The organism is Estrella lausannensis (genome assembly GCF_900000175.1).
GTDB classification, from domain to species: domain Bacteria; phylum Chlamydiota; class Chlamydiia; order Chlamydiales; family Criblamydiaceae; genus Estrella; species Estrella lausannensis.
The window spans coordinates 323,972-346,604 of record NZ_CWGJ01000011.1; the positions used below are offsets into that span (position 1 = coordinate 323,972).

The 22,633-nt window shown below is 49.8% G+C and carries 12 protein-coding genes; 4 read left to right on the top strand and 8 right to left on the bottom strand.

The features are described from left to right. The first annotated feature begins 18 nt into the window (after positions 1–18). Entirely contained in the window at positions 19–1,743 is a 1,725-nt protein-coding gene (gene polX, locus ELAC_RS04405; protein WP_098038064.1) for a DNA polymerase/3'-5' exonuclease PolX, read from the top strand. Here polX and glgP read toward each other — a convergent pair. Next, positions 1,724–3,469 (bottom strand): alpha-glucan family phosphorylase, encoded by a 1,746-nt coding sequence (glgP, locus tag ELAC_RS04410; RefSeq protein ID WP_098038065.1) that lies wholly within the window; start codon positions 3,467–3,469, stop codon positions 1,724–1,726. The genes polX and glgP overlap by 20 nt on opposite strands. A 170-nt stretch (positions 3,470–3,639) precedes the next feature. On the opposite strand from glgP, the gene ELAC_RS04415 reads away from it, so the two are divergent. The 3 genes from ELAC_RS04415 (at position 3,640) to ELAC_RS04425 (ending at position 10,172) form a co-directional block, all read left to right on the top strand. Then, positions 3,640–5,166, top strand: a complete 1,527-nt coding sequence (locus ELAC_RS04415; RefSeq protein WP_098038066.1) for a 4-alpha-glucanotransferase — start codon at positions 3,640–3,642, stop codon at positions 5,164–5,166. Beyond that, entirely contained in the window at positions 5,163–7,193 is a 2,031-nt protein-coding gene (locus ELAC_RS04420; protein ID WP_098038067.1) for a glycogen debranching protein, read from the top strand. Before ELAC_RS04415 ends, ELAC_RS04420 begins: the two co-directional genes overlap by 4 nt. Before the next feature lie 222 nt (positions 7,194–7,415). Beyond that, complete coding sequence (locus tag ELAC_RS04425) at positions 7,416–10,172, top strand: 7-cyano-7-deazaguanine synthase (protein WP_098038068.1); 2,757 nt, start codon at positions 7,416–7,418, stop codon at positions 10,170–10,172. A 53-nt stretch (positions 10,173–10,225) separates the two neighbouring features. Here the strand turns inward: ELAC_RS04425 and ELAC_RS04430 are convergent, their stop codons facing one another. The 7 genes from ELAC_RS04430 to ELAC_RS04460 form a co-directional block, all read right to left on the bottom strand. Then, positions 10,226–11,674, bottom strand: coding sequence for a hypothetical protein (locus ELAC_RS04430; RefSeq protein WP_098038069.1), 1,449 nt, complete (start codon positions 11,672–11,674; stop codon positions 10,226–10,228). Between the two features lie 237 nt (positions 11,675–11,911). Beyond that, positions 11,912–12,871 carry a small ribosomal subunit Rsm22 family protein gene (locus tag ELAC_RS04435; protein ID WP_098038070.1) on the bottom strand — a complete coding sequence of 320 codons (960 nt, stop codon included), beginning with the start codon at positions 12,869–12,871 and terminating at the stop codon, positions 11,912–11,914. A gap of 73 nt (positions 12,872–12,944) precedes the next feature. Continuing rightward, entirely contained in the window at positions 12,945–14,855 is a 1,911-nt protein-coding gene (glgB, locus tag ELAC_RS04440; RefSeq protein ID WP_098038071.1) for a 1,4-alpha-glucan branching protein GlgB, read from the bottom strand. After that, positions 14,855–18,133, bottom strand: coding sequence for a maltose alpha-D-glucosyltransferase (gene treS / locus ELAC_RS04445; RefSeq protein ID WP_098038072.1), 3,279 nt, complete (start codon positions 18,131–18,133; stop codon positions 14,855–14,857). The genes glgB and treS overlap by 1 nt, the downstream gene beginning before the upstream one ends. Before the next feature lie 10 nt (positions 18,134–18,143). Next, positions 18,144–20,171 carry an alpha-1,4-glucan--maltose-1-phosphate maltosyltransferase gene (locus ELAC_RS04450; RefSeq protein WP_239414362.1) on the bottom strand — a complete coding sequence of 676 codons (2,028 nt, stop codon included), beginning with the start codon at positions 20,169–20,171 and terminating at the stop codon, positions 18,144–18,146. A gap of 80 nt (positions 20,172–20,251) precedes the next feature. Then, positions 20,252–21,028: a glycerophosphodiester phosphodiesterase gene (locus tag ELAC_RS04455; protein WP_098038074.1), complete on the bottom strand. Its 777-nt coding sequence runs from the start codon at positions 21,026–21,028 to the stop codon at positions 20,252–20,254. A 107-nt stretch (positions 21,029–21,135) separates the two neighbouring features. After that, entirely contained in the window at positions 21,136–22,629 is a 1,494-nt protein-coding gene (locus tag ELAC_RS04460; RefSeq protein WP_098038075.1) for a glycerol-3-phosphate dehydrogenase/oxidase, read from the bottom strand. Between the last annotated feature and the right edge of the window lie 4 nt (positions 22,630–22,633).

Genomic DNA, 22,633 nt, shown 5'->3' on the forward strand with positions numbered 1-22,633 from the left:
TATAAAGCAGTTCAGATCATGGATAAACATCAAGTCGCCGATAAGCTGAGAGAAATGGCTCAAATGCTCGAGCTGAAAGATGAAAATCCCTACAAGGTGATCGCCTACAGGAAGGCAGCTGACAGCCTGGAATTGAGCGAGGAGAGCCTCTCGTGCCTAATAGAGGAGAATAAGCTGGCAGACTTGCCGGGAATCGGAGAGGCCCTAAAGGAAAAGATTGAAATCCTCTACCGTACAGGAACCCATCCCGCTCTCGAAAAGCTGAAAAAAGAGATCGTTCCGGGCCTTATCGAACTGATGGAGCTGCAGGGGCTGGGCGCAAAGAAAGTGCGTCTCTTGCATGAAGGTCTTGGAATAAATTCCAAAGAAGAGCTTAAGGCCGCCTGTGAAAAGGGCCAAGTCAGCAAGCTAGCGCATTTCGGAGAGAAGATGGAGCACAACCTCCTGGAGGCGCTATCGCATCACGCCAAATGGAAAGAGAGGCGTCTTTATGGCGAAATCCAGCCGGTAGCGCGGGCTATTCAGGAGAGACTCATGTCTGTCCCCGGCGTCAGCCATGTCGACATTGTGGGCAGCATCAGACGCTTCGCTGAAACCCCTGCGGACATCGATATTCTCGCTTCAGGCCCCTCCCGAGAGCTGATCGAAGCTTTCACCTCGATGGAATCGGTGGAAACGACTCTTGCCAAAGGTAAATTCAAAGCGAGCATCAAGCATCGCTTGGGAATTCAAGTCGATCTGCGGGTGACGGGAGACGACACCTATCCTTTCAACCTGATCTATTTCACCGGCTCGAAGGAGCACAATATTCAACTCAGAAACCGTGCCAAAAAGATGGGAATGAAGCTGTCTGAGTGGGGGCTGACTCAAGATGACGATGAGCTTATCGCCGAAAACGAAGAAGAGGTCTACAAACTATTAGGGCTGTCCTATATCACACCTGAGCTACGGGAAGGGCTGGGAGAGATCGAGTCGGCAGAATCCAACCATTTACCCCAATTGATCCGGGAAACCGATATCCGGGGAGTGTTTCATGTCCACACAACAGCCTCTGACGGCAAAAATACTTTAGAGCAGATGGCGGAGTTTGCCGCTCAACTCGGCTGGGAATATCTCGGCATATCAGATCACTCCAAGTCGAGCGTTCAGGCCGGCGGCCTCTCTGAGGAGCGCCTTTTTGAACAGATGGAAGCGATCGACAGATACAATGAGAGTAAAAACAAAAAGATCCACCTTTTCAAAGGGGTGGAGTGCGATATCATGAAGGACGGATCTTTAGATTATGAGAGAGCCGTTTTAGAAAAGCTTGATTTCACTATCGTTTCAATCCACCGGTTCTTCACTTTAAGTAAAGAGGAACAGACAAAACGGCTTATCAAGGCAATTGAAAATCCATACACAACAATGGTAGGCCACTTAACCGGCCGGCTCCTTCTCAGGAGAGACGCCTATCCTCTGAATGTTAAAAAGGTGATCGACGCGGCCGCGGACAACGGAAAGATCATTGAGCTTAACGCGAGCCCTGACAGGCTCGATATGGACTGGCGCCACTGGCACTATGCAAAAGAAAAAGGCGTGCTCGCTTCGATTAACCCCGATGCCCATAGCAAAGAGGGTTTGCTCCATTATGCGCAGGGTGTGTCGATGGCTCGCAAAGGGTGGCTGCAGGCGGAGGATGTGCTGAATACCCATCCGCTTGCTAAGGTGAAAAAACTGTTAAAGTCTATTCAAAGCGGCCCATAGCGCGGAATCTTAAGTACGCGTTGAGCATATATTGCTGCACCATGCGATGCGTATTGAAAAAGGAACCATTCAGGGCGATGCTGTTAAGCATAATGTGGATGAACTCATCGCGATTCTCATAATAGAGGGGAATAACCGCTCCTTCCAGCTTATTGTAGAGGGAGTCGGCATCCTCGTCGTCGATTTTGGTGAAATCATGTTGGTCTGGATCGTATGGATAGTCCTCATGCGAGTGACCGATTGACCATCCTGTGACTCCCTCGATGCACCCTTCGATCCACCAGCCATCCAATATGCTTAAGGAGGGCACGCCGTTTAGCGCCGCCTTCATCCCTGAAGTTCCCGACGCTTCCATCGGGGGGCGGGGCGTGTTCAGCCAAATGTCTGAGCCGGATGTCATCAGCCTGGCAAGTTTCAGATCATAATTTTCAAGATAGACAATCTTGATGTCATCCTTCAGGTCATGCATGGCGTGGAAAATGCGTTGAATTAAGGCTTTACCCTCCTGGTCTTTGGGATGGGCCTTCCCAGCATAGATGACCTGGATTTTGCCTCCCTCCTTTACAATTCTCCTAAGCCTCTCGGGGTTACGAAAGAGCAGATCGCCTCGTTTGTAGGTTGCCGATCTCCTGCCAAAGCCGATGGTGAAGGTGTGGATATCGAGCGCGATGTTGGTCTCTTGCGTGATGAAATCGAAAAGTTGCTTTTTGGCTTTCAGGTGGGCATCCCAGACTTCGCCGGTAGGAATGTTCAATGCGTAGCGGAAAGCGAAATTGTCCTCCCGCCAATTTGGGATATAGCGGTCGAAGAGGGTCTGGAAGGGTTGAGAGACCCAATAGGGCGCGTATACGCCATTGGTGATGGCATCGATGGTATGCGAGGCAAACATCAGCCGCGAAATCTCGCCGTGCTTTTTAGCAACTCCATTGACGTAATCGCTTAAGTTCAGGGCCAGATAGGTCATGTTGAGATTGCCTTCATGGCAGAAGATGTTCTTCATCTCGAAAATCGAGTGCCTGCCCAAGACTTGCTCAACCAGGCTCAAGGGGAACTGGTCGTGACCAGCCGGAACCGGCGTGTGCGTGGTGAAGACACACATCTTGCGCACTTTTTCAATATCTTGCTGGTTTATATCCGTCCTTCCCGCTTCTTTGCACGATTCATCGAGAAGCTCCACTGTCAGCAGGCTGGCATGGCCCTCATTCATGTGGAATGTGTTGATGTGGCTGTAGCCGAGCGCTCTTAGCATTTTTACCCCGCCGATCCCGAGGACAATCTCCTGGCACAAGCGGTATTTTGAATCCCCTCCATAGAGGTGGTAGGTTAACTTGCGATCTTCATCGCTATTTTCCGCAAGATCCGTATCAAGGAAATAGACTGGGATGGTGAACCCTTTTCTGGAAACAGCTTCATAGCGCCAGGCCTCGATGAAGACTTGCCGCCCCTCGATCATGACGGAGACTTTTCCGGGGGTCTTGGTTAAAAAGTTTTCCACCACCCACTCTGTGGGCTGTTCTAACTGTTGACCGTCTTGCTGCAGCGTTTGAAAAAAATACCCTTTGCGATAGAGCAGACAGACTCCTACCATCGGAACCCGTAGATCGGCCGCGGACCGGATAGTGTCGCCGGCGAGCGCCCCGAGGCCCCCGCTATAGGTCGGCATCGAAGACTCTAGGGCTATCTCCATAGAAAAATAGGCTATGCTGCGATCGGTATCGTGATTCATAACGACTGCTCCTCTCTTGAATGCACCTGTTCGTTTAACGCCGCCATCTCCATATTAGCAGGCTTGGAAACTCTGCCGCAACTGAAAACATCAATAAATTCCTTGACTTGAGAGCGGGCATTCTCTAGACATATAATATTGATATCCAACCGTCAGCACTGGAACTTTAGATGACACTGCCCAAAGACCTTGCAGCGAAGAAACAATGGGAAACAATCGGTTTTCGGCATCATCATGGAATTGCCGTGCCGCTCTTTTCCCTGTGGAGCGAAAAAAGCACAGGGGTCGGAGAATATCTCGATTTGCTTCCTCTGATCGACTGGTGCCAGGAGGTTGGATTTAACATCATCCAACTGCTGCCGCTAAATGACACCCAGGGAGAGGCAAGCCCCTACTCCGCCGTATCCGCCTTTGCCCTCAACCCCATTCATCTCTCACTAAGCGCGCTCAGAGGTTTTGACGGTGGGCGGATAAAAAAAAGCATCAACAGGGGTGCTATCGATTACCCCTCTGTGATGAAAATGAAAGAGGCTTTCTTGCGCGACCTTTTCGAGCAGGAAGGGCGGGCGTTTATGCAAAGCGGGCGCTATCAGAAGTTCTTAGACCTGCATCCCTGGCTTGAGGGCTTCTCCCTGTATAAAGCCATCAGAATGCGAGGGGATGAGGCGCTCGGCGAAGGAAAGATAGAGGTGAATAACGCCCTTCTTGAAGATGCGGATTATCACGCGTTTGTTCAGTACCTCTGCTTTCAGCAGATGAGCGAGGTGCGCGACTATGCCGAAGCAAAAGGCATCCTCATCAAAGGGGATGTTCCTATCTTAATTGCGGAAAGAAGCGCTGACGTTGTCTTGAATGAAGACCTTTTCCGAATCGATCTGACTGCAGGAGCCCCTCCCGATACCTATTGCAAAGACGGGCAGAACTGGGGCTTTCCACTTTATGACTGGGACAGAGCACAAGATAAAATCCTGGCATGGTGGAAAGAGAGGCTGGAGGTTGTGGCGGGAATATACCATCTGTACCGACTCGATCATGTTGTGGGGCTTTTCAGAATTTGGGGAGTGCCTCCCGGAGAAAAGCCGACGCAAGGCTTCTTTGTCCCTCGGGATGAGAGCCTTTGGATTCCTCGCGGGACAAAAGTCATCCGTTCTTTTCTAAATGAATGTCCACTGCTTCCCATCGCTGAAGACTTAGGAACGGTCCCGCAAGAGGTGCGCTCTACTTTGCAGCAACTGGGAGTGCCTGGAACTAAAGTTCTACGCTGGGAATTTACAGATCCCGTCAACCCCATTTTCACGCCGGTTTCGTCCTATCCTGCCATGAGCATGGCAACCATCGCGACACATGATACGGAGACGATGAAAAGCTGGTGGGAATCCAATAAACTGGCAGCACAAGCTTTTGCTGAAGCCAACTCCATCCTCTACAGTGAGCGGTATGATGATCAGATGCGCGAAGCAGTGCTCAGGCTCTCGCACGGGGGCAGCAGCCTGTTTCACATCAATCCCCTCCAGGAATATTTTCCTGAAACTTCGCCGCTTTTCTTTGAGAGCGAAGAATCCGCCCGCATCAATGATCCGGCCAACGACAGAAGAGCATTGAACTGGAGAGTGCGCTTCAAAGAGCCTGTTGAAAGAATCGCTTTAGATAAGTCGCTTAAAAAGATGGTGAAAGCAGTTTTAACGGGAGAGAGATGAGCTACAAATTCAAAACTGCTGAAGGGAGCCCCCTGCCGCTTGGCGTTCAAGAGCGAGAAGAGGGGGTAAACTTTACGCTCTACTCAAAACATGCCGATGCCGTAACACTTTGTCTCTTCTCAGGGGAGACCAATGATCTCGTTGCCGAAATCAAGCTAAACCCGAAAATCAATAAAACAGGTGATATCTGGCACATTTTTGTCGAAGACCTTCCCCCACAAATGTGCTATGGCTTCCGGGTGCGTCAGAAAAGCAAGGCGGCCAAGCTTTTGCCGGAACAGGATTTGTTAGTCCTCGATCCCTATGCAAGGGCTGTCAATACGCCCTCCGCTTGGGGCTCCAACGACAACTACCGCCCTTTAGGTCTCGTCCGCGCTCACAAGGAGTTTGACTGGCAGGGGGACAAGCAACTGCAGATTCCTCGAAAAGACCTGGTCATCTACGAGATGCATGTCAGGGGCTTCACCCAGCACCCTTCAAGCAAGGTTAAGCACCCCGGTACTTTCCTGGGAGTTGTCGAAAAGATTCCTTATCTGCTTGATCTTGGTGTGAACGCTGTCGAGCTTCTGCCCGTTCAAGAGTTCAACGAATGTGAATACCACCGCTTCAACCCCATTAACGGAGAGCGTCTCTACAACTATTGGGGGTATTCCACAGTCAATTTCTTCTCCCCCTGCAACCGTTTTGCGACAAAAGACGGTTACTGCCAGGCGGAAGAGGAATTTAAATTCATGGTCAGGGAGCTGCATAAAAATGGCATCGAAGTCATTCTTGATGTCGTCTTTAACCACACTGCCGAAGGAAACGAATTAGGCCCTGTCCTTTCGTTTAAAGGCGTTGACATAGCGGTCTACTACCATCTTGATCCCAAACTCCATTTCCAAAACTACAGTGGATGCGGCAATACGATGAACTGCAATCATCCGATGGTGAGGGAGTTTATTCTGGTATGCTTAAACTACTGGGCGCGCGAGATGCACGTCGATGGATTCCGCTTTGATCTCGCCGCAGTTTTCGCGCGCGGTACACACACTGAGGTATTGGATTCCCCCCCACTGATCGAAGCCATCTCAGAAAACCCTCTTCTTTCCGATTTGAAGCTGATAGCCGAGCCATGGGACTCCGCCGGCCTTTATCGCCTTGGTAATTTCTACCCTTCCGAAGACCGCTGGAGCGAGTGGAACGATAAATATCGGGACATTGTCAAAAGATTTATCAAAGGCGACAAGAGCGTCAATCAAGAGTTTGCAAGCCGTATATCCGGCTCTCAGGATATTTTCAATGGCCGCTCTCCCCTGGCTTCCCTTAACTATATCACCTCCCATGATGGCTTAAGTTTGAGAGACCTGGTGTCTTACAATCAAAAGTACAACACGCCGAACGGAGAGAACAACCTGGACGGCAACCCCAGCACCAACAGTTGGAATTGCGGGGTGGAGGGAGAGACAAAGGATAAAGCCATAATCGCCCTGCGATCCCGGCAGATGCGGAATCTCCATTTAGCATTAATGATTTCTCAAGGCATCCCCATGCTACACATGGGAGATGAGATAGGTCTTACAAGAAAAGGCAACAACAACACCTGGTGCCAAGACAATGAACTGAACTGGCTTGATTGGAGCTCAATCAAAGGCAACCCATTCTATCGGTTTACAAAAGGGCTGATCCATTTCAGAAAGAGGCATGCTGTGTTGAATAAAGGAGAGTTTCTGACTCCAGAAGATATCGACTGGCACTCGCGCGAGCCTCACAATCCCAATTGGCAGGAAGAGACCCAATTTTTGGCCTTTACACTCAAAGACTCTCTCCAAGGAGAGCATCTTTATGTCGCTTTCAACGCTCATGACTACGACGCTACGGTGCATCTACCATCCCTGCCTACCGGGTGGCGCTGGTATGTAATTGTCAACACCGCCAATGCACCTCCCGATGATTTTTTTCATGAAACGGATGCCCCCGTGATTGCTACAGGAAGAGTGCTTTTAAAATCCTACTCATCCCTTCTTCTGAAGGCGCTCGCCGATTAGCACCGTGAGCGTCTCAGTGCCCGCTTAGCCCTACAGAGTTTGTTTTCCAACTCACTAGCGCGCTGATAAACCTGCGATAGACAAAAAGACTACAATTTACACCATACAATATATTTATATTCATCAAATAGAGTCGCTTTTGTTAACTATCGTATCTTATTGAAATAAATTAAAGAAAAGCTCATCCTCCTCTTTTTTTAATTTAAAAAGGTTTGGATATTCATGAATATAACATTCCCATCGGCTAATAGATCAACAATCGCTAATCTGGACAACTCCCGAGCGATTCGGATGTATGAAAATTACGCGACTTTACCCGAGGCTATGGAAGTTCCGCCTGGGCAGCTTGAGTATGCCAAGGCTCTTTGCCAACACCATGGCCTGCCGACCGAAAATATCATCGAAGGCAGAGAGATGGACGCGACTCCTCGGGTGGTGCCGCTTATTAAAAACCGCGTTATCATCCCCTTCTCGGGAGGGACGGACAGCACAGCCGCCCTTATCTGGGCTAAGCGCCAGGGAATGCATATCTATCCGCTGCATGTCTACATGCTCAATCCCGCTTCGGGGGCGCGTGAAATGACGGCCGTTGAAAATATCTGCAACGCCCTAGGACTGCGCGACAGGCTTATCGTGGTGAAACACCCTGTAAATTGCCGCAAGATCAAAGGATATCGGGAGAAAATTAAAAATCTTCAGGAAAATCCCGCTAAAAACCAATACATCTGGCTGATATCCCTCCCCTACATGCAAAAACATGAGTGCGGGACAATTCTTTTTGCGGCAGATAAGTCGCCGCAAGCAATTCATTTTTCTGATACGATAACGGCTTTCAATCTCTTTAAGCAATATGCCGAGAAACTGATCGGACCGCACAACCTCTGCATTCCTTTCGACACAAAAAAGCAGTACGTCGCTGAGCTACTCAGCAGCGAACAGGCTGCCTTGTCCAAACTCGTTTCCTCCTGCTTTGCCTCCATGCAACATTTCAAACACTGGCAAAACACGAACAGAAAAAAGGGGGAAGACACCCCTGACAACGAATGCGGTTCCTGCCAAAAATGCCGAACATTAAAAGAAATCAGGGCTGAATTATTAGCTCCCGGTCCTCAGAAGAAGCAGGAAAATAGCAACCCGCGGGAAGTGCCTCCTACGGTTCCTTATGAGAAACAAAATCAGATAAATAGCCATCCCCGGGAAATACCTCCTACGGTTGCTTTTGAGAAACAAAACCAGGAAAATACCTACCCGCGGGAAATACCTCCTCCCGTGCTACAAAAACGTTTCGTATCAACGATCGGGAAAAGTTCGCTACCGGCGGGAGCGGTTCCGATTTTTCAAAATCTGCTGCCTCCCCTGCGCATCTACCCTTATCCGACAATGATGGAAATCTGCTCTCCCCCCCTCCCTGCACGCGTCAGGGAACGGGACTTTGCAGAGGAGGAGAGAGCCTCTCCCTTAAAAAGGCAAAAATTTGATTTCTCTGCCGCCATGCATAGTGAATGCATTGAGCCGAGAAAATTCTCTGCGCCTATCCCTCGTATTTCTTCCAATGCATTGGAAAATCAACTTCCCTTGCGCGGCTTTGCCTCCCTGAATCTGCCTCAAACTCAACCGCTGATGGGGGGCATGGGCCCTTGGAGAGGGCTAAACCCTACAGCGCTCGCCGGCATCAATCCTCCTCCGAAGACAAGAGAGGTCGCTCAAGTTTTTAATAGTGTTGAGGAAAAAATCGAGGCGATGGTTAAGGGCTTCACGTTCCCTAAAACAAAAGGTGACGGTGTGTATTCCCTCGATTTCGACGCACTGAAAAGTTGGATGCAGAAAAAGCTGAATGAAACACTGGATGTCACCCAAGAGGAGAAGGAGGCGTTCTATGAGCGGATTGGAGAGCTTCTTTCAGATGAAATCACCAAGCATCAATACAAACTACCACACTTGCACAACGGCCAATGCCGCTCCAATCCCGTGATCACCGCAGATGTTGCAGCCGAGAGTTTTAAATTGTTGCTCAATCTTGGAAACTATGATTTTACCAGGACATACACCGGGATGCAAGCAGGCCTGAAGATGTCGGCTTTCTACATGAACGAAGAGCGCATCAAAGCATCCACAGGAATAGACAAGTCTCCATCCAAAAAATGGGAAGATGAGAAACTCCGCTGGAAGAAAATCACCAAAATTTTTAAGTATCACGCTCAGGGGAAAGCCCCCTACCTCTGCCTCGGGCTACCTCTAATTACGAACGATTTTTTAATGAACGCTCCCGGCCAATTTCGGCCGGCAGCCGTTTTTGATGTCTTGAACTACTTAAAGCAATCTAACGTGGCAGGCAATATCACAAGAATATTAGATCTCTGTACGGGTTGGGGAGACAGGCTTGTTGGCGCGATGGCGGCAGCCAAACAATTTAAAGTTGTCCGCTATATCGGCACCGATCCCAACAAGGATTTAACACCTCGCTACAAAAACATATTTGACGCATGTCTCAAAGTGCTTGACCGGGAGATGGGAGAGCCTTATCAATTTACCTGCAAATTATACGACAAACCCATGGAAGATCTCAGCGAAGAAGAGCTGATAGTTGATGGCGTGCCAAGCGATTTGATGATCACCTCTCCGCCTTTTTTCGATTATGAGAAATATAAAGACCACGGGAACACCCAGTCCACTGCCAGGTACCCGGAGATTGACGAGTGGGTGAATAACTTTCTCTACAAACTTGTAGATCAGGCTAAAAAAGGAGTGCGCAATCAAGGCATCGTCGCTATCCAATTTTCCACCACCAAAATTGGTGATAAAAAAATCTGTGATCTTCTGAAAGCTAATATGCAATCAAAGCTCAAACACATCACAGATCTTTCCTACGTCAGTAAGGCCATCAGAGGAAAAAGACACGGATACGAAGGTGAAAAGTTTTACATCTATCAAAAAGTTGAAGCCTCTGACAATGATGAGATGGATGTAGACGTTGGATAACCGGAATCGAAGCCTGCTTGTACTCTCTTCACGGCTAGAGAAAATGAGGGCGTTTAGCCCTCGGCTATCTTATCTTGCAGGAACTTTTGATACCCTCCCGGGTAATCGGTAGGAACCATCGATCCCTTCGAGCCCCAATCACTTTTCAGCTGAGTGAAGGTTTTATGCTTGGTCTCAGATTGTCCAAGATAGGCTCCTGACAGAGCGATATCGGTCTTATCCTGGAAATGAATCGTATCCAGGGTAGGACTGATGAAGCCGAGAGGAAACACTTTTACATAGCTGCTGATGCCGCTCTCGAAGGTGAATTTGTTCTTTTCCAGTTTACCCTTGATGAGCGCACTACCGGGATCGCCAAACAGTAACACCGCCCCCCCGGGAAGGCTTCCACCCGGTATCCAAAGTTGATAACACTGTTTCAGCTCCAGTGAGAATTTCCCCTGGTCATCGCAATTCCAGTTTTTGACCGCGTCTTCAGGAAATCGTCCAAGCAGCAGTTTAAACAGCGTTGAAAGCTCTTTGACTCCAGTCTTGGTGCTGATATCCTTGCCGATATCTTCCATCATTTTCTCCTGGGGCGTCAGTTCCTTTGGCGTCATGGGTGCGGCTGAATCTAGAGAAATGTCAGGAACCTCGAGATCGTCTTCGTCAAAATAGTCTTCCAGCTGCAGCCGCTCGATATCTTGAGCTGCCTTGGATATTTGAGCCGCCGCCTTTTTCAAAAGAGCCTGCGCCTCTACAAGCAGCTCTTGCTCTTTTACTAATAGCTGTTGAACATGGGTGATGTGTCTCTTCTTGAGTTGGATGCTGGTGAGCAGCTGTGAGTTTTCGACTTGTTCTCTCTCGTAGGCTTCAATGAGATCTTCGGAGATGTTGCCCGTCGGGAACGAAGCATCGATGTCGTTGATTTCCTCCATCAGAGCTTTGGCGGGATCGGTTTTTTGAGGAGTGAAAAAGCCGATGAATTTCCAGAAAAAGTTCGTGTCCTCTTGCGGCTCGGATTGCAGTTTGAGTAGAGCCCTTGCATCATCAATAATCAGATTTTTAGCTTCGATCATCTCTTTGAGCGACATCTCATCTTCTTCAACGGACTCTTCCAACTCTTTGATCCGCCCTTGTAATTTGTAGACTATCTCCTTCGTGCTTTCGATGGGCTCCTTACTGCACATGATGATCTGCGCCAGATTGCTGATATCGGAGATCTTCTTTGAGTAGGCGGTCTCAATTTGTTTGACTGCGCGGTTGAACTTGACGGAGTACTCCTTGCTGAGAGCGCACTTTAGGCTGATCATAGCTCCCTGCCATTTAGTGGCAATTTTGCTGAGCAGTCCGGAGAAAAATCCTTGGCTCTCGGCTTTTTTATTTAAAAAGTTATTGGGAACTTCGATAGGCCGGGTGGGATCTTTCAGCGCCGCATCGAGCGCTTTGGTCATTTCAGGATAGCTCAGGTAATCGTGGCTTTCGTAAATTCCCCGCACAACACTCGCGTTAGGTATGAGCATACTTGCCCTCCTTAGCTAAACAGATAACTCCTATTATATATTTAAAAATATTTATAAGCAGTTGAAAGTGTTTATAATTTTAACATCTATTGTTTAAGTTCATTATCACACAAGTGGTTGTAAGGCTATTACCACATTAACTTTCTTACGAGCCAAAAAAGACATGTGAAATAGGAAGGATTGACGCAAGTGTCTCATATTGTTGAATTAAAAGGTGCGCGCAAACGGGATTGGTCTTTAAGGCAGAGAGCTTCCCCACTCGGCTTTGCGGGCGAGCTTGTAGAGTTCGCCTCTCTTTTTGGAGATTGTCTCGCGCTTCAGCCCTTCTAGAGTGCACAGCTTGAGTGTCACATGCCCTGAGTGAATCTCTGGACCGGCAAGTATCCGGGATCCGGGTAATATCACAGATTGTTTAACAGCAGCGACATATGAAAATTTTTCATCCTCAAAACCCATCGTCCCCCCCTTGATGCGGCGGTGAAGCGAGGAGCGTTCGACCCGGGCCGCGAAATGGCACCAATCGCTACCGGTCATCGGACAGGCCCCGGGGTGAGGACATGGGGCAATCAGAAACGCCCCCTTATCGATCAAGTGCTGTCGAATGGAGCGGATTCTTTCAAACCCGGCAGGGGTGCCCGGTTCTACGATCAGCAGCAGCTGCCCGGCAGACTCCCACGCCCGATCGATAAGGGGGAGAAGAATTTCTTGCTTAAGCTCGCCCACTGAATAGGAAAAAACGACCGCATCTGCCGGGGGCAGGGATTCCACCTTTTCCAAATTGGACTCTTGCCAGACAGCGCGCCTCAACCCTTCCCTGTCACTCGACTGCGCAAGTTGTTTACCAATCAATTGCAGCTCCCGATCCATTTCCACCGGATTAAATTCCTCAAGTTCAGGGAAATATTCAGCAAACGCCCATGAAGCAGTCCCTGGTCCAGCCCCCAGATCGGCAAGCGAGCGGATAGACAGATTTGCCCTTTCGCGGATGGATTCCAAAGCTTTTGAAACTGCCGCAAAAGTCGCCGGCATGCGGGATATCAGATAAGAGAGGCGCTCTGCCTTTGTTGTCATGAACTGCCCTTTGGCTGGCTGCTGGTAGCGGCGCGTCAGCTCTTCACGGGCAGTCGAGAGTTGTTTAAATTGTGCTGTATCTGCGGCCTTTTCGATGGCCAGTTGTAGAGGACGGGGTAAGTGCATAGGTGACTATTTTTTTCACCTATTGTGACAGATTTCGTCTTATACCGAAAGTCTCTCTGAAGTGGACAGTCTCTTATTGCCTCTTAAGCAAAATGAGAGAAAGAGGAGGCAGCGAAAGGCTGATGCTCCACTCTTTGCCATGGACATGGATGGGCTTTGCCTCCACACCTCCGAAATTGCCGCAGTCGGAACCGCCATAGTAGGTGGAGTCGCTGTTGAGAATTTCTTGGTAATACCCTTTCTCTTTAACCCCGATGCGGTAATTTGTCCGAGGGATCGGAGTGAAGTTGAGTACCGCAATGAGAGAGTCCGCTTCATTTTTTCCCTTTCGATAAAAGCTGATAACGCTGCTGTTGCTATCGGCGATATCAATCCACTCGAAACCCTCGTGGCTAAAGTCCAGCTCAAACAGGGCCTTCTCCTCTTTGTATACGCGGTTTAAATCCATCAGCCAACGCTTGATCCCGACATGTCGGTCATACTGCAAAAGATGCCAATCGAGGCTCTGGCTGTGGTTCCACTCGCTGAAGGAGGCGATCTCCGAGCCCATGAACAGCAATTTTTTTCCCGGATGGGTGTACATATATCCAAACAGAAGCCGTAAATTAGCGAATTTTTGCCAGTCATCGCCCGGCATCTTGGCAAGAAGCGAGCCTTTGCCATGGACAACCTCGTCATGAGAGAGAGGAAGCATGAAATTTTCGGTGTAGGCATAGATCATGCTGAAGAGAAGCTCGTTGTGGTGATACCTCCGGTGCACGGGATCGAGCTTAAAATAGCAGAGCGTGTCGTGCATCCAGCCCATGTTCCACTTCATGCCAAAACCCAAGCCCCCTAGGTAGGTCGGACGCGATACCATCGGCCACGCCGTGGACTCCTCGGCGATCGTCTGGGCATAAGGGTAGTAGAGGTAAATCGCTTCATTTAAGTCTTTGATCATCCGGATGGCATCCAGATTTTCCCTGCCGCCGTAAAGGTTGGGGATCCACTCCCCTTCTTTTCGCGAATAGTCCAGGTACAGCATGGAGGCCACAGCATCCACCCGAATCCCGTCGACATGGTACTTGTCGAGCCAGAAGAGCGCCGAAGAGATCAGAAAGGAGCGCACTTCGTGGCGGCCATAGTTGAAGATATGGCTCTTCCAGTCGGGATGAAACCCCAGGCGGGGGTCTTCATGCTCGAACAGATGGGTGCCGTCAAAGCGATAGAGGCCATGTTCATCCGATGGAAAATGCGAGGGAACCCAGTCGAGAATGACTCCAATACCGCTCCGGTGGAGTGTCTCGATGAGGAACATAAAATCTTGAGGAGTGCCAAAACGGCTGGTCGGGGCAAAGTATCCGACCGTCTGATAGCCCCAGGAGCCCTCGAAAGGGTGTTCCATCACCGGCATGAACTGCACGTGGGTAAAGCCCATTTCGTTGATGTAGCCCGGGAGGAAATCAGCCATCTCGCGGTATGTTAATGAGCGGCCGCCCTCTTCAGGATTTTTCCTGAAGGAACCGAGGTGCATTTCGTAAATGGACATGGGAGCTGCGAGCGCGTTACGCTGCCTTCTCTCTTCTTCCCACTCTTCCTCATCCCACTCATAAGACAGATCGGTCACAACCGAGGCGGTTTTTGGAGGCGCTTCGGATAAAAAGGCAAACGGGTCGCTCTTTTCTAAGACAGCCCCCCGCTCCCTGGAGACTATCCTGTATTTATAGAGCGCTCCCTGTCCTATGTGGGGGATGAATCCCTCAAAAATTCCGGAGCTGTCCCAACGGGGAAATAGAGGATTTTTGTTTCCGTTCCATCCGTTGAAATCCCCGATAACCGATACGCTCTTGGCGTTTGGAGCCCAGACAGCAAAGAGCACCCCCTTGACACCATCGACAGAAACAACCCGCGACCCAAGCTTTTCGTAGAGCCTGAAGTGCTTTCCTTCTTTAAATAGATGGATATCGGAATCTGTCATGAGCGACATGGGGGCTGTCTCCTGCATTAACGCATCTCCTTGAGGATATTCAAGAGTCCCTGCATGGGTATCTGGATCCAGTCCGGACGGTTTCGGATCTCGTAGCCAATCTCGTAGATAGCTTTGTTGAGAAGGAAGGCGTTCATCAGGATAGAAAGCTCCGTGGGATTATCCGGTACAAGCGGCGTTTTAGCTCCTTTGATGGCATTGAGGTAGCTTTGTGTAAATCTTTCCCTAAGCGCTAAAGAGAGCGCGTCCTTAGCGGAGGTGGCCGCTTCATTTTTGGTTTTACCACGGCTGATGATGAAGTGTGTCAGCGCATAGTCAAAAGACCTCACCATACCGGCGATATCCTGAATCACCGGACGCTTAAGCCTTCTCTCGCCGAGAGGCAGTGCAGGCTCCCCTTCAAAATCGATGATCAGGGCATCAGAGCCGGTGCATATAATCTGGCCAAGGTGTAAATCACCGTGGATGCGGATTTTGTGTGCGGAAAAGCGTCTGGTCTCCAACCTTTTTAAAATGGTGAGGATGCTCTCTTCGCAGTGCAAAACCTTTCTGGCAAGTTCAGCCTCGTCGGGCTTGAGGGAGGAGATCCTTTCCTTCAACAGCTCCAGAGTTTTCTTCGTCTGCGTACGCATTGCCTGGTAGAGCGACTTTTGATACAGCATCGAGAAGGACTCCGGCACCATCTCAGGACTCTCATTATCGGATGAGAAAGCCAGATGGAGCCCCGCTGTTCTCTCTCCGAGCAGATCAGCTAGCTTGAGGTAGTCTTTAAAGACCCTTTCCGCCTCTGCTTTGACAAGCGCCCTCTTCCTTTCAGGGCTGTCGCTCCTCTTGAGAATCTCTTGGGTTTTTTCCTCCAGCTCAGGAAATTTCGTTTCCATCTCTTGCAACGTAAAATCCCAGGCCGAGGTGCCTTTTTCGATGAATCGCTGCGCCAGTGCTATTTGCGACTTGGGGCTGGGACCGACTTTCCACTCGATTCCTCCTAAGTATTCCGGCACGTGTCCAAAACCGCTTTTTTCGGTCAGATGGCGCACCAGCTCAAAATCGGGGTTGGTTCCCTCTTCAATCCGTCTGTAAAGCTTCAGAATGACACTGTCGCCGTAATTGATGGATGTGTTGGACTGTTCCATGGTCATCAGAGACGACTCCACTTCCTTTCTATCGAGAAAGGTCTTCCTGAGCTTGGCGATGCTCTCAGAAAACACTTCGCCTGACTGGCTGACCATAGTCGATTTGCGGATCAATGCATCTAACAGCGATGTTCTGAACTCTTTCTGATAGACGGCGTCAGCAAGGGCGCCGCGCTCGCCGGCAACCTCAATCTCTGCGATGATGGAGTTGGGAGCTTCCTTTTTTAATTGGGTCAGCTCGGATGCAGGGATGAAAGTGACCGGGAGCTGATAGTTTTCCTGCTGGTCATCCAGGAAAGAAACCCCCACATTCAAGATTTTGGCATTGCCGAATTTGACTTCATCTTGTATCTGCACCTTCTTAATCGGTTTGCCCTTCGAGCGAAACCATCGTTGCTTGGAAAGAAACTGAGGCAGGCTCTCCTTTAGCATGAGAGTGCGGTTTTCCTTTTTTAACACCTCATCCCAGCTCGATTCCAATGAGAATTTATGTCCGATGGGTTCTTCATGGCTGCTTGTTCGCATTTTAGCAGGCTCCAGGGCAAGCCAGAAATATCCATAGCGTCCCAGAGTCAGTCCGTAGTCCGCAGCTGTGATGTTGGCAAAGTTGTTGTGGCTGAAAAGATCGACGGGAATCGATCCCTTCCAGTCGGCAAGATCTATCTCGACGTATTGCGAGAACCTGGAGAGATTGACGACAACCAAGATAGCGTCCCCATCATATTCGCGGACAAAAGCCAGAACTTTCGGGTTTTTCGCGTCCACGAATTTCAAAGTGCCCGAACCGAAGGCTGGATGAGCCTGACGGATGGCTATAACCGTCTTAATCCAGGAAAGAAGCGAAGAGGGCGATTGTTCCTCATTTTCTACGTTAACATGTGCATGATGGTATTTGGGGTCGATGATCAGAGGGAGGTAGAGTTTTTGCGGATCGCCATCGGAGAAACCGGCATTGCGGTCGTTGTTCCACTGCATCGGTGTGCGCACACCGTTACGGTCGCCCAGGTAGTAATTGTCACCCATCCCAATCTCATCGCCATAATAAATGACGGGAGATCCCGGGAGACAGAGCAGCAGCGTGAACATGAGTTCGATTTTCTGACGGTCATTTTCCATGAGAGGCGCCAGTCTTCTGCGAATCCCTAAGTTGATGCGGGCTCGGGGATCTTTGGCATAGACGCGCCACATGTAATCCCGCTCTTCATCGGTCACCATCTCAAGGGTGAGCTCATCGTGGTTGCGCAAGAACATGGCCCATTGGCACACTGCGGGAGGCGTCGGTGTCTGGTCTAAAATGTCGATGATCGGAAAACGATCTTCCTTGTGTATGGCCATAAACAGCCTTGGCATCACAGGGAAGTGAAACGCCATATGACACTCATCGCCCTCTCCAAAATAGAGGCATGCCTGTTCCGGCCACTGGTTGGCTTCTGCAAGCAGCATTTTGTTTTCGTACTTGGAGTCGATATAGCTTCTTAATTTCTTCAGAAAGGCGTGTGTCTCGGGCAGGTTTTCGCAGTCGGTTCCTTCGCGCTTGTAGAGGTAGGGAACAGCATCGAGGCGCAGGCCGTCGACGCCCATGCCGAGCCAGAAATCCACGATCTTGAAAATCTCTTGGTGCACTTCAGGATTGTCATAGTTCAAGTCCGGCTGATGGGAGTAAAACCGATGGAAGTAGTAGCTGTCGGCAACTGGGTCGAAGGCCCAGTTGGAAGTTTCGAAATCTTTGAAAATGATGCGGCAATCCAGGTACTTGTCTGGAGCTTCCGACCAGATATAAAAGTTGCGCCACTTCGAGCCCTTAGGTGATAGTCTTGCCCGTTTAAACCAGGCGTGCTGGTCAGAAGTGTGGTTTAAGACAAGCTCGGTGACGACGCGGATTCCCCGCTCTTTGGCCTCTTTAAGAAAAAGCTTAAAGTCTTTTAATGTGCCGTAATCAGGGTGGATGGCATGGTAGTCCGCGATGTCGTAGCCATCGTCCCTGAGAGGAGACGGATAGAAAGGCTGGAGCCAGATGGCGTTGCAGCCCAAATTTTGGATGTGATCAAGTTTTTCTGTCAGTCCCCTGAAATCTCCGATGCCGTCGTGATTGGAGTCTCGGAAGCATTTCACATGGAGTTGGTAGAAGACAGCGTGTTTAAACCAGAGCGGATCTTGTTTCATGATTTGTCCATCATATAAAGTAATCGAAATTGTTTTCCCTCAGCATCTTCGGGCGAATCCGAAAGATGTGCGCCGGAACGAGGTGGGGGCTTAGCTGAATGTAGTTTCTCTCCCCTTCCCAGATATACCTCTCACCCGACAACAGATCATCGACCAGATAAGGCTCTTTCTCTTGGATGCCAAGGTGCATGAGGGGCAGTGTTACATAGCCGGACTGTGTGTGATAGTGGTCTAAGTTGACCACGATAAGAAGAGACTCTCCTTGAGGCCCCTGTTTTCCGTAGGCGAGCAGATAGTCATTGTCTGTTGCGTAGAACTCAAGGTTGCCGGTCGCTTGCAAAGCAGGGTTTTCTTTGCGGATGCGGTTGACGATTTCAATGGTCTCCGAGATAGTGCCCTTCTTTTCAAAATCCCAGGGCTTGATCTCATATTTTTCCGAGTCTATGTAGTCTTCTTTGCCCGGTACGGCTTCCGAGAGCATCTGCTCAAACGCAGGCCCATAAATACCATAGGAAGAAGACAGTGTTGCGGCCAGGATGAGGCGCGTTAGAAATGCGGCCCTGCCACCCCATTGCAGCGATTCCGGAAGAATATCGGGCGTGTTGACAAAAAAATTCGGACGCAGGTAATTCCTCGCCTCCGTCTTTGTCAGCTCCGTCAGATACTCCGTCAGCTCCCACTTGGTGTTTCTCCATGTAAAGTAGGTATAGGACTGGTCAAAACCGATGCGCGCCAGATGATGCATGATTTTAGGGCGGGTGAAGGCTTCCGCCAAAAAGATAACACCGGAATCGACCTTGCGCACCTCGCCGATCACATACTCCCAGAGCGCAAACGGCTTTGTGTGGGGGTTATCGACGCGGAAAATGCGCACTCCCCTTTTCATCCAGAAAAGAAATATTCTCAAAATCTCCCTGAACAGGGTGTCTTTATTGTCTTCCGTAAAATGGAAGGGAATGATGTCTTCATATTTTTTGGGAGGGTTCTCCGCGTACTGGTATGTCCCATCGGGCCTCTTTAAAAACCACTCGGGATGCTCTTTGAGGTACGGATGATCCGGAGAGCATTGCAGGGCAATGTCAAGGGCGATCTCAATTCCAAGGCTCTCAGCCTCTTTGACCAGCCTCTCGAAGTCCGCTAGAGTGCCGAGCTCTCTTTGGATAGCATCATGTCCCCCCTCATGGGAGCCGACGGCCCAGGGAGAGCCGGGATCATCCGGCAGAGCCGTGAGGGCATTGTTTTTCCCTTTGCGCTTCGTCTTCCCGATCGGATGAATCGGCGGCAGGTATAGGACATCAAAACCCATGCGGGATATTCTCGGAAGCTTGGCGACGACATCATTGAATGTCCCGTGCCTCATTGTGCCCGAACAGGATCTCGGAAAGAGTTCGTACCACGTTGAAAAAAGAGCTTTTTTCCTTGTGACGAACACTTCTTGCTCTTGCGAGCAAACCCCTTGCCGGGATTTTGGCCTTGCAAGTCGGCCGAGACGCGCGATCTCAGGATCGAAAGCAACAGCTTCCGCGCCTTTCTGTTCCCTTAACTTTTTGGCGATCTGGAGTAGCTTGACGCTTTCCTCCGGTGGCAGAAGATCGGCCACCTCCACTAGAAGAGCGGCTCCTATCTGAAGGTCGACAGTCAAATCCAGCCTGGCTTCTTGCTTTTTTCTCAGATCTTCCTGCCATAGGGCTGCAGGGTTCACCCACGCCTCGACAAAGAAACTGTACGTTCCGGGAGTGTCCGGAACAAAAACTGCCTTGAATCTGTCGTTGACCAGGGGGTGGAAGGGAATTCTCGTTGTCTTTCTTAAGCCCGGAGCCTTAACGATCAGATCCGCCTCCAGCTTAGTGTGCGGATCGGTGAAGATATCGGCTTCCACCTCGACTTGTTCGAGCAGCACCCTTTTGGCGGGACCAAAGGGTTCCGGTTTTGGAGAAATATTCTGAATAACGATAGAGTGCAAAGTATTGGTATACATGGATCCACTCGCCTTTACTTGGGTGAGTAGCTGGCGCTTTTCGGCAGCAGAAACACTCATGAAAGAAACCGGTCGCAAACGTTAATTTAATATTGAAATTTAACACTATACGAACGTTTTTTTAAAAAGAAGAGTTTTTCTCACGCACTCCCGATCCGTCCGAGCAGCCGGGCGAGCTTCTCGGGATTGTCTGAAATGATGCCATCGACTCCCCAGTACAGAAGCTCATGCATTCGTCGTTCTGCATTGACGACCCATGGAATGACTTTGAACTTCATCTCCTTGAACTTGGGCAAACTCTCTTCTGTGACTAAGGCGTGATGAGGGCAGAGTCTCGCATCGATTTTTTTCAATTTATCAAAGAGCCACTGATCGGGCATCTCCCCCTTGAAGTTATAGCCGAGGCGGAGGTTGTTGTTATCGTGAAGATATTGGAGGATATCGAGTTCAAAAGAGGTCGCCATGACAAAATGATCCAGGTCGAAACGTGCCACCAGATCGATCACGCGGCTGCAAAGCTGGTGTTTGTGATAGAGGAGGTGGTGCTTTGAGGTCTTAATTTCTACATCGTAATAGACGGAATTGCCGAATCTTTCGAACAGCTTCTCTAAGGTGAGCACCGATCCGCTGCGTAAATGACGCGCCTTTTTATCCATCAGGTTAATGGTTTTAAGCACATCCCAGCTCATCTCCGACACATGCAGACGATGGCCGCCCAACCTCAATAGCGTCGGGTCGTGCAATATCACCACCACCTCATCCTTTGTCATGCGCACGTCGAGCTCCAGCATGGTAGCTCCGGCTTCGATCGCTTTTTCAAAAGAAATCAGGGTGTTCTCGGCATAGTGTGCTTTAAAACCGCGGTGCGCCACGACCTGAAAGGGAATTTTCGACTTCTCTGCGTGCTTTGTCGGCATTTTCAAGCTCCTTAATTACAGACTATTAGAATCCTGATTCTAAAAAAACAAATTACAGTCGCCGAATAGAGACTTACAATCTTTCAATCGAAGGCCCCCTGCCAAACTTAGAGATGCTTTCCTATTAGCTGATCGATCCTCAAAAAGCACTCTGGACTGCAAAGACCGAAGTAACCATACGGAGTCCTTCTTTCCATCCAGTCGGAAGCCGTGAAGACCTCTTCGCTTTCGACCGCATACAAAAGCTCACCGACAAGCGCAGGGTGATGCGGACAGATTGGCACTCGATTGTCCTTGCAGCTTAATATGACCTTCAAAGGGAGCGCAAAACGGCTTCCCCACCTCGATTTTAACGCTTGCACGAGGCCGAGGTGAAAGCCCGATGCAATAGCTTCCGCCATCTCCACCTCAGCCAGCATGGCCATGCGGCTTAATTCGACCGGCCGCTCATAAGTTATGCAGGAGACAAAGGGACGGCCTTGGAAATGAGAGCGATAGAGGGCATCGACTACCTTCTCGGCAATGCGGCGAAAGGTTGTGTATTTTCCTCCGATAACAGTGACAAGTCCGTTTTTAGAGGAGATCATCTTCAGGCTGCGAGTGGAGGTGTAGCTGTCTTTTCCTTGTTCTAAAATCAGAGGGCGGACACCGGCAAAGGAACTCGCGATATCTTCTTCGGTAAGAGGATTGTTTTCAAGGTAGTGGTTGACAGATGAGAGCAGGTAGCGAATATCCTCTCTTTCAACCAACACTTCCTCCCCGGCCCTAAGTTCGGTATCTGTCGTGCCAAGAAGCGTTTTCCCTTCCCAGGGAAGAAGAAAAAAAACTCTGCCATCGATCGGGGATGTCATGATGACCGCGTCATCGGCGATTCGCTTTTTTAAAACGAGATGAACCCCTTTGGATCGTCTGACAACGCGTTCTTGCTCGTGATTTAACGAACGCACCTCATCAGCGCTGCTGCCTGCGGCTACAACCACTGCTGTCGCTGTAGCGGTTGCCTTCAGACCGCGTTTTTGACTCTCGAAGCACACTCCGGCGACTTTGCCGTTGCGATACAGAAAGTCGGTGACGAGGGTGTAGTTTAGAAGAGCGGCTCCAGCTTCTTTTGCTCCCAGCAACGTTTCAATCAGAATCCGACTGTCTTTCATGGCTCCGTCGAAATAGTGGAAACACTGCCTCAGCCCCTTCTTTTTCAAGAAAGGATAGAGATTGTTACTTTCTTCCGGAGTGAGTGGTTTGGAGCGGGGCATTATCGATCCCCAAGAGAGCAGATCATAAACCTTCAAACCAAGGTTGATCATCCAACTTTTTTTGTCGGAGTCGGCATAGACGGGAAGGACAAAACGGAGCGGTTTTGCCAAAAACGGATCGGTTATCAAGAGAGCGTTTCGCTCTCTCATTGATTCCCTGACCAGCTTAAGCTCAAGCGTTTCTAAGTAGCGGAGTCCTCCGTGCAGCAGCTTAGATGTTTTGGTGCTGGCGCCCGATCCAAAGTCTTGCTTTTCGATCAAAAGAACGGAGAGGCCGCGGAGAGCCGCATCTTTGGCGATGGCGCATCCGACAATTCCCCCTCCGATGACGATCAGGTCATAGTGCATGCGC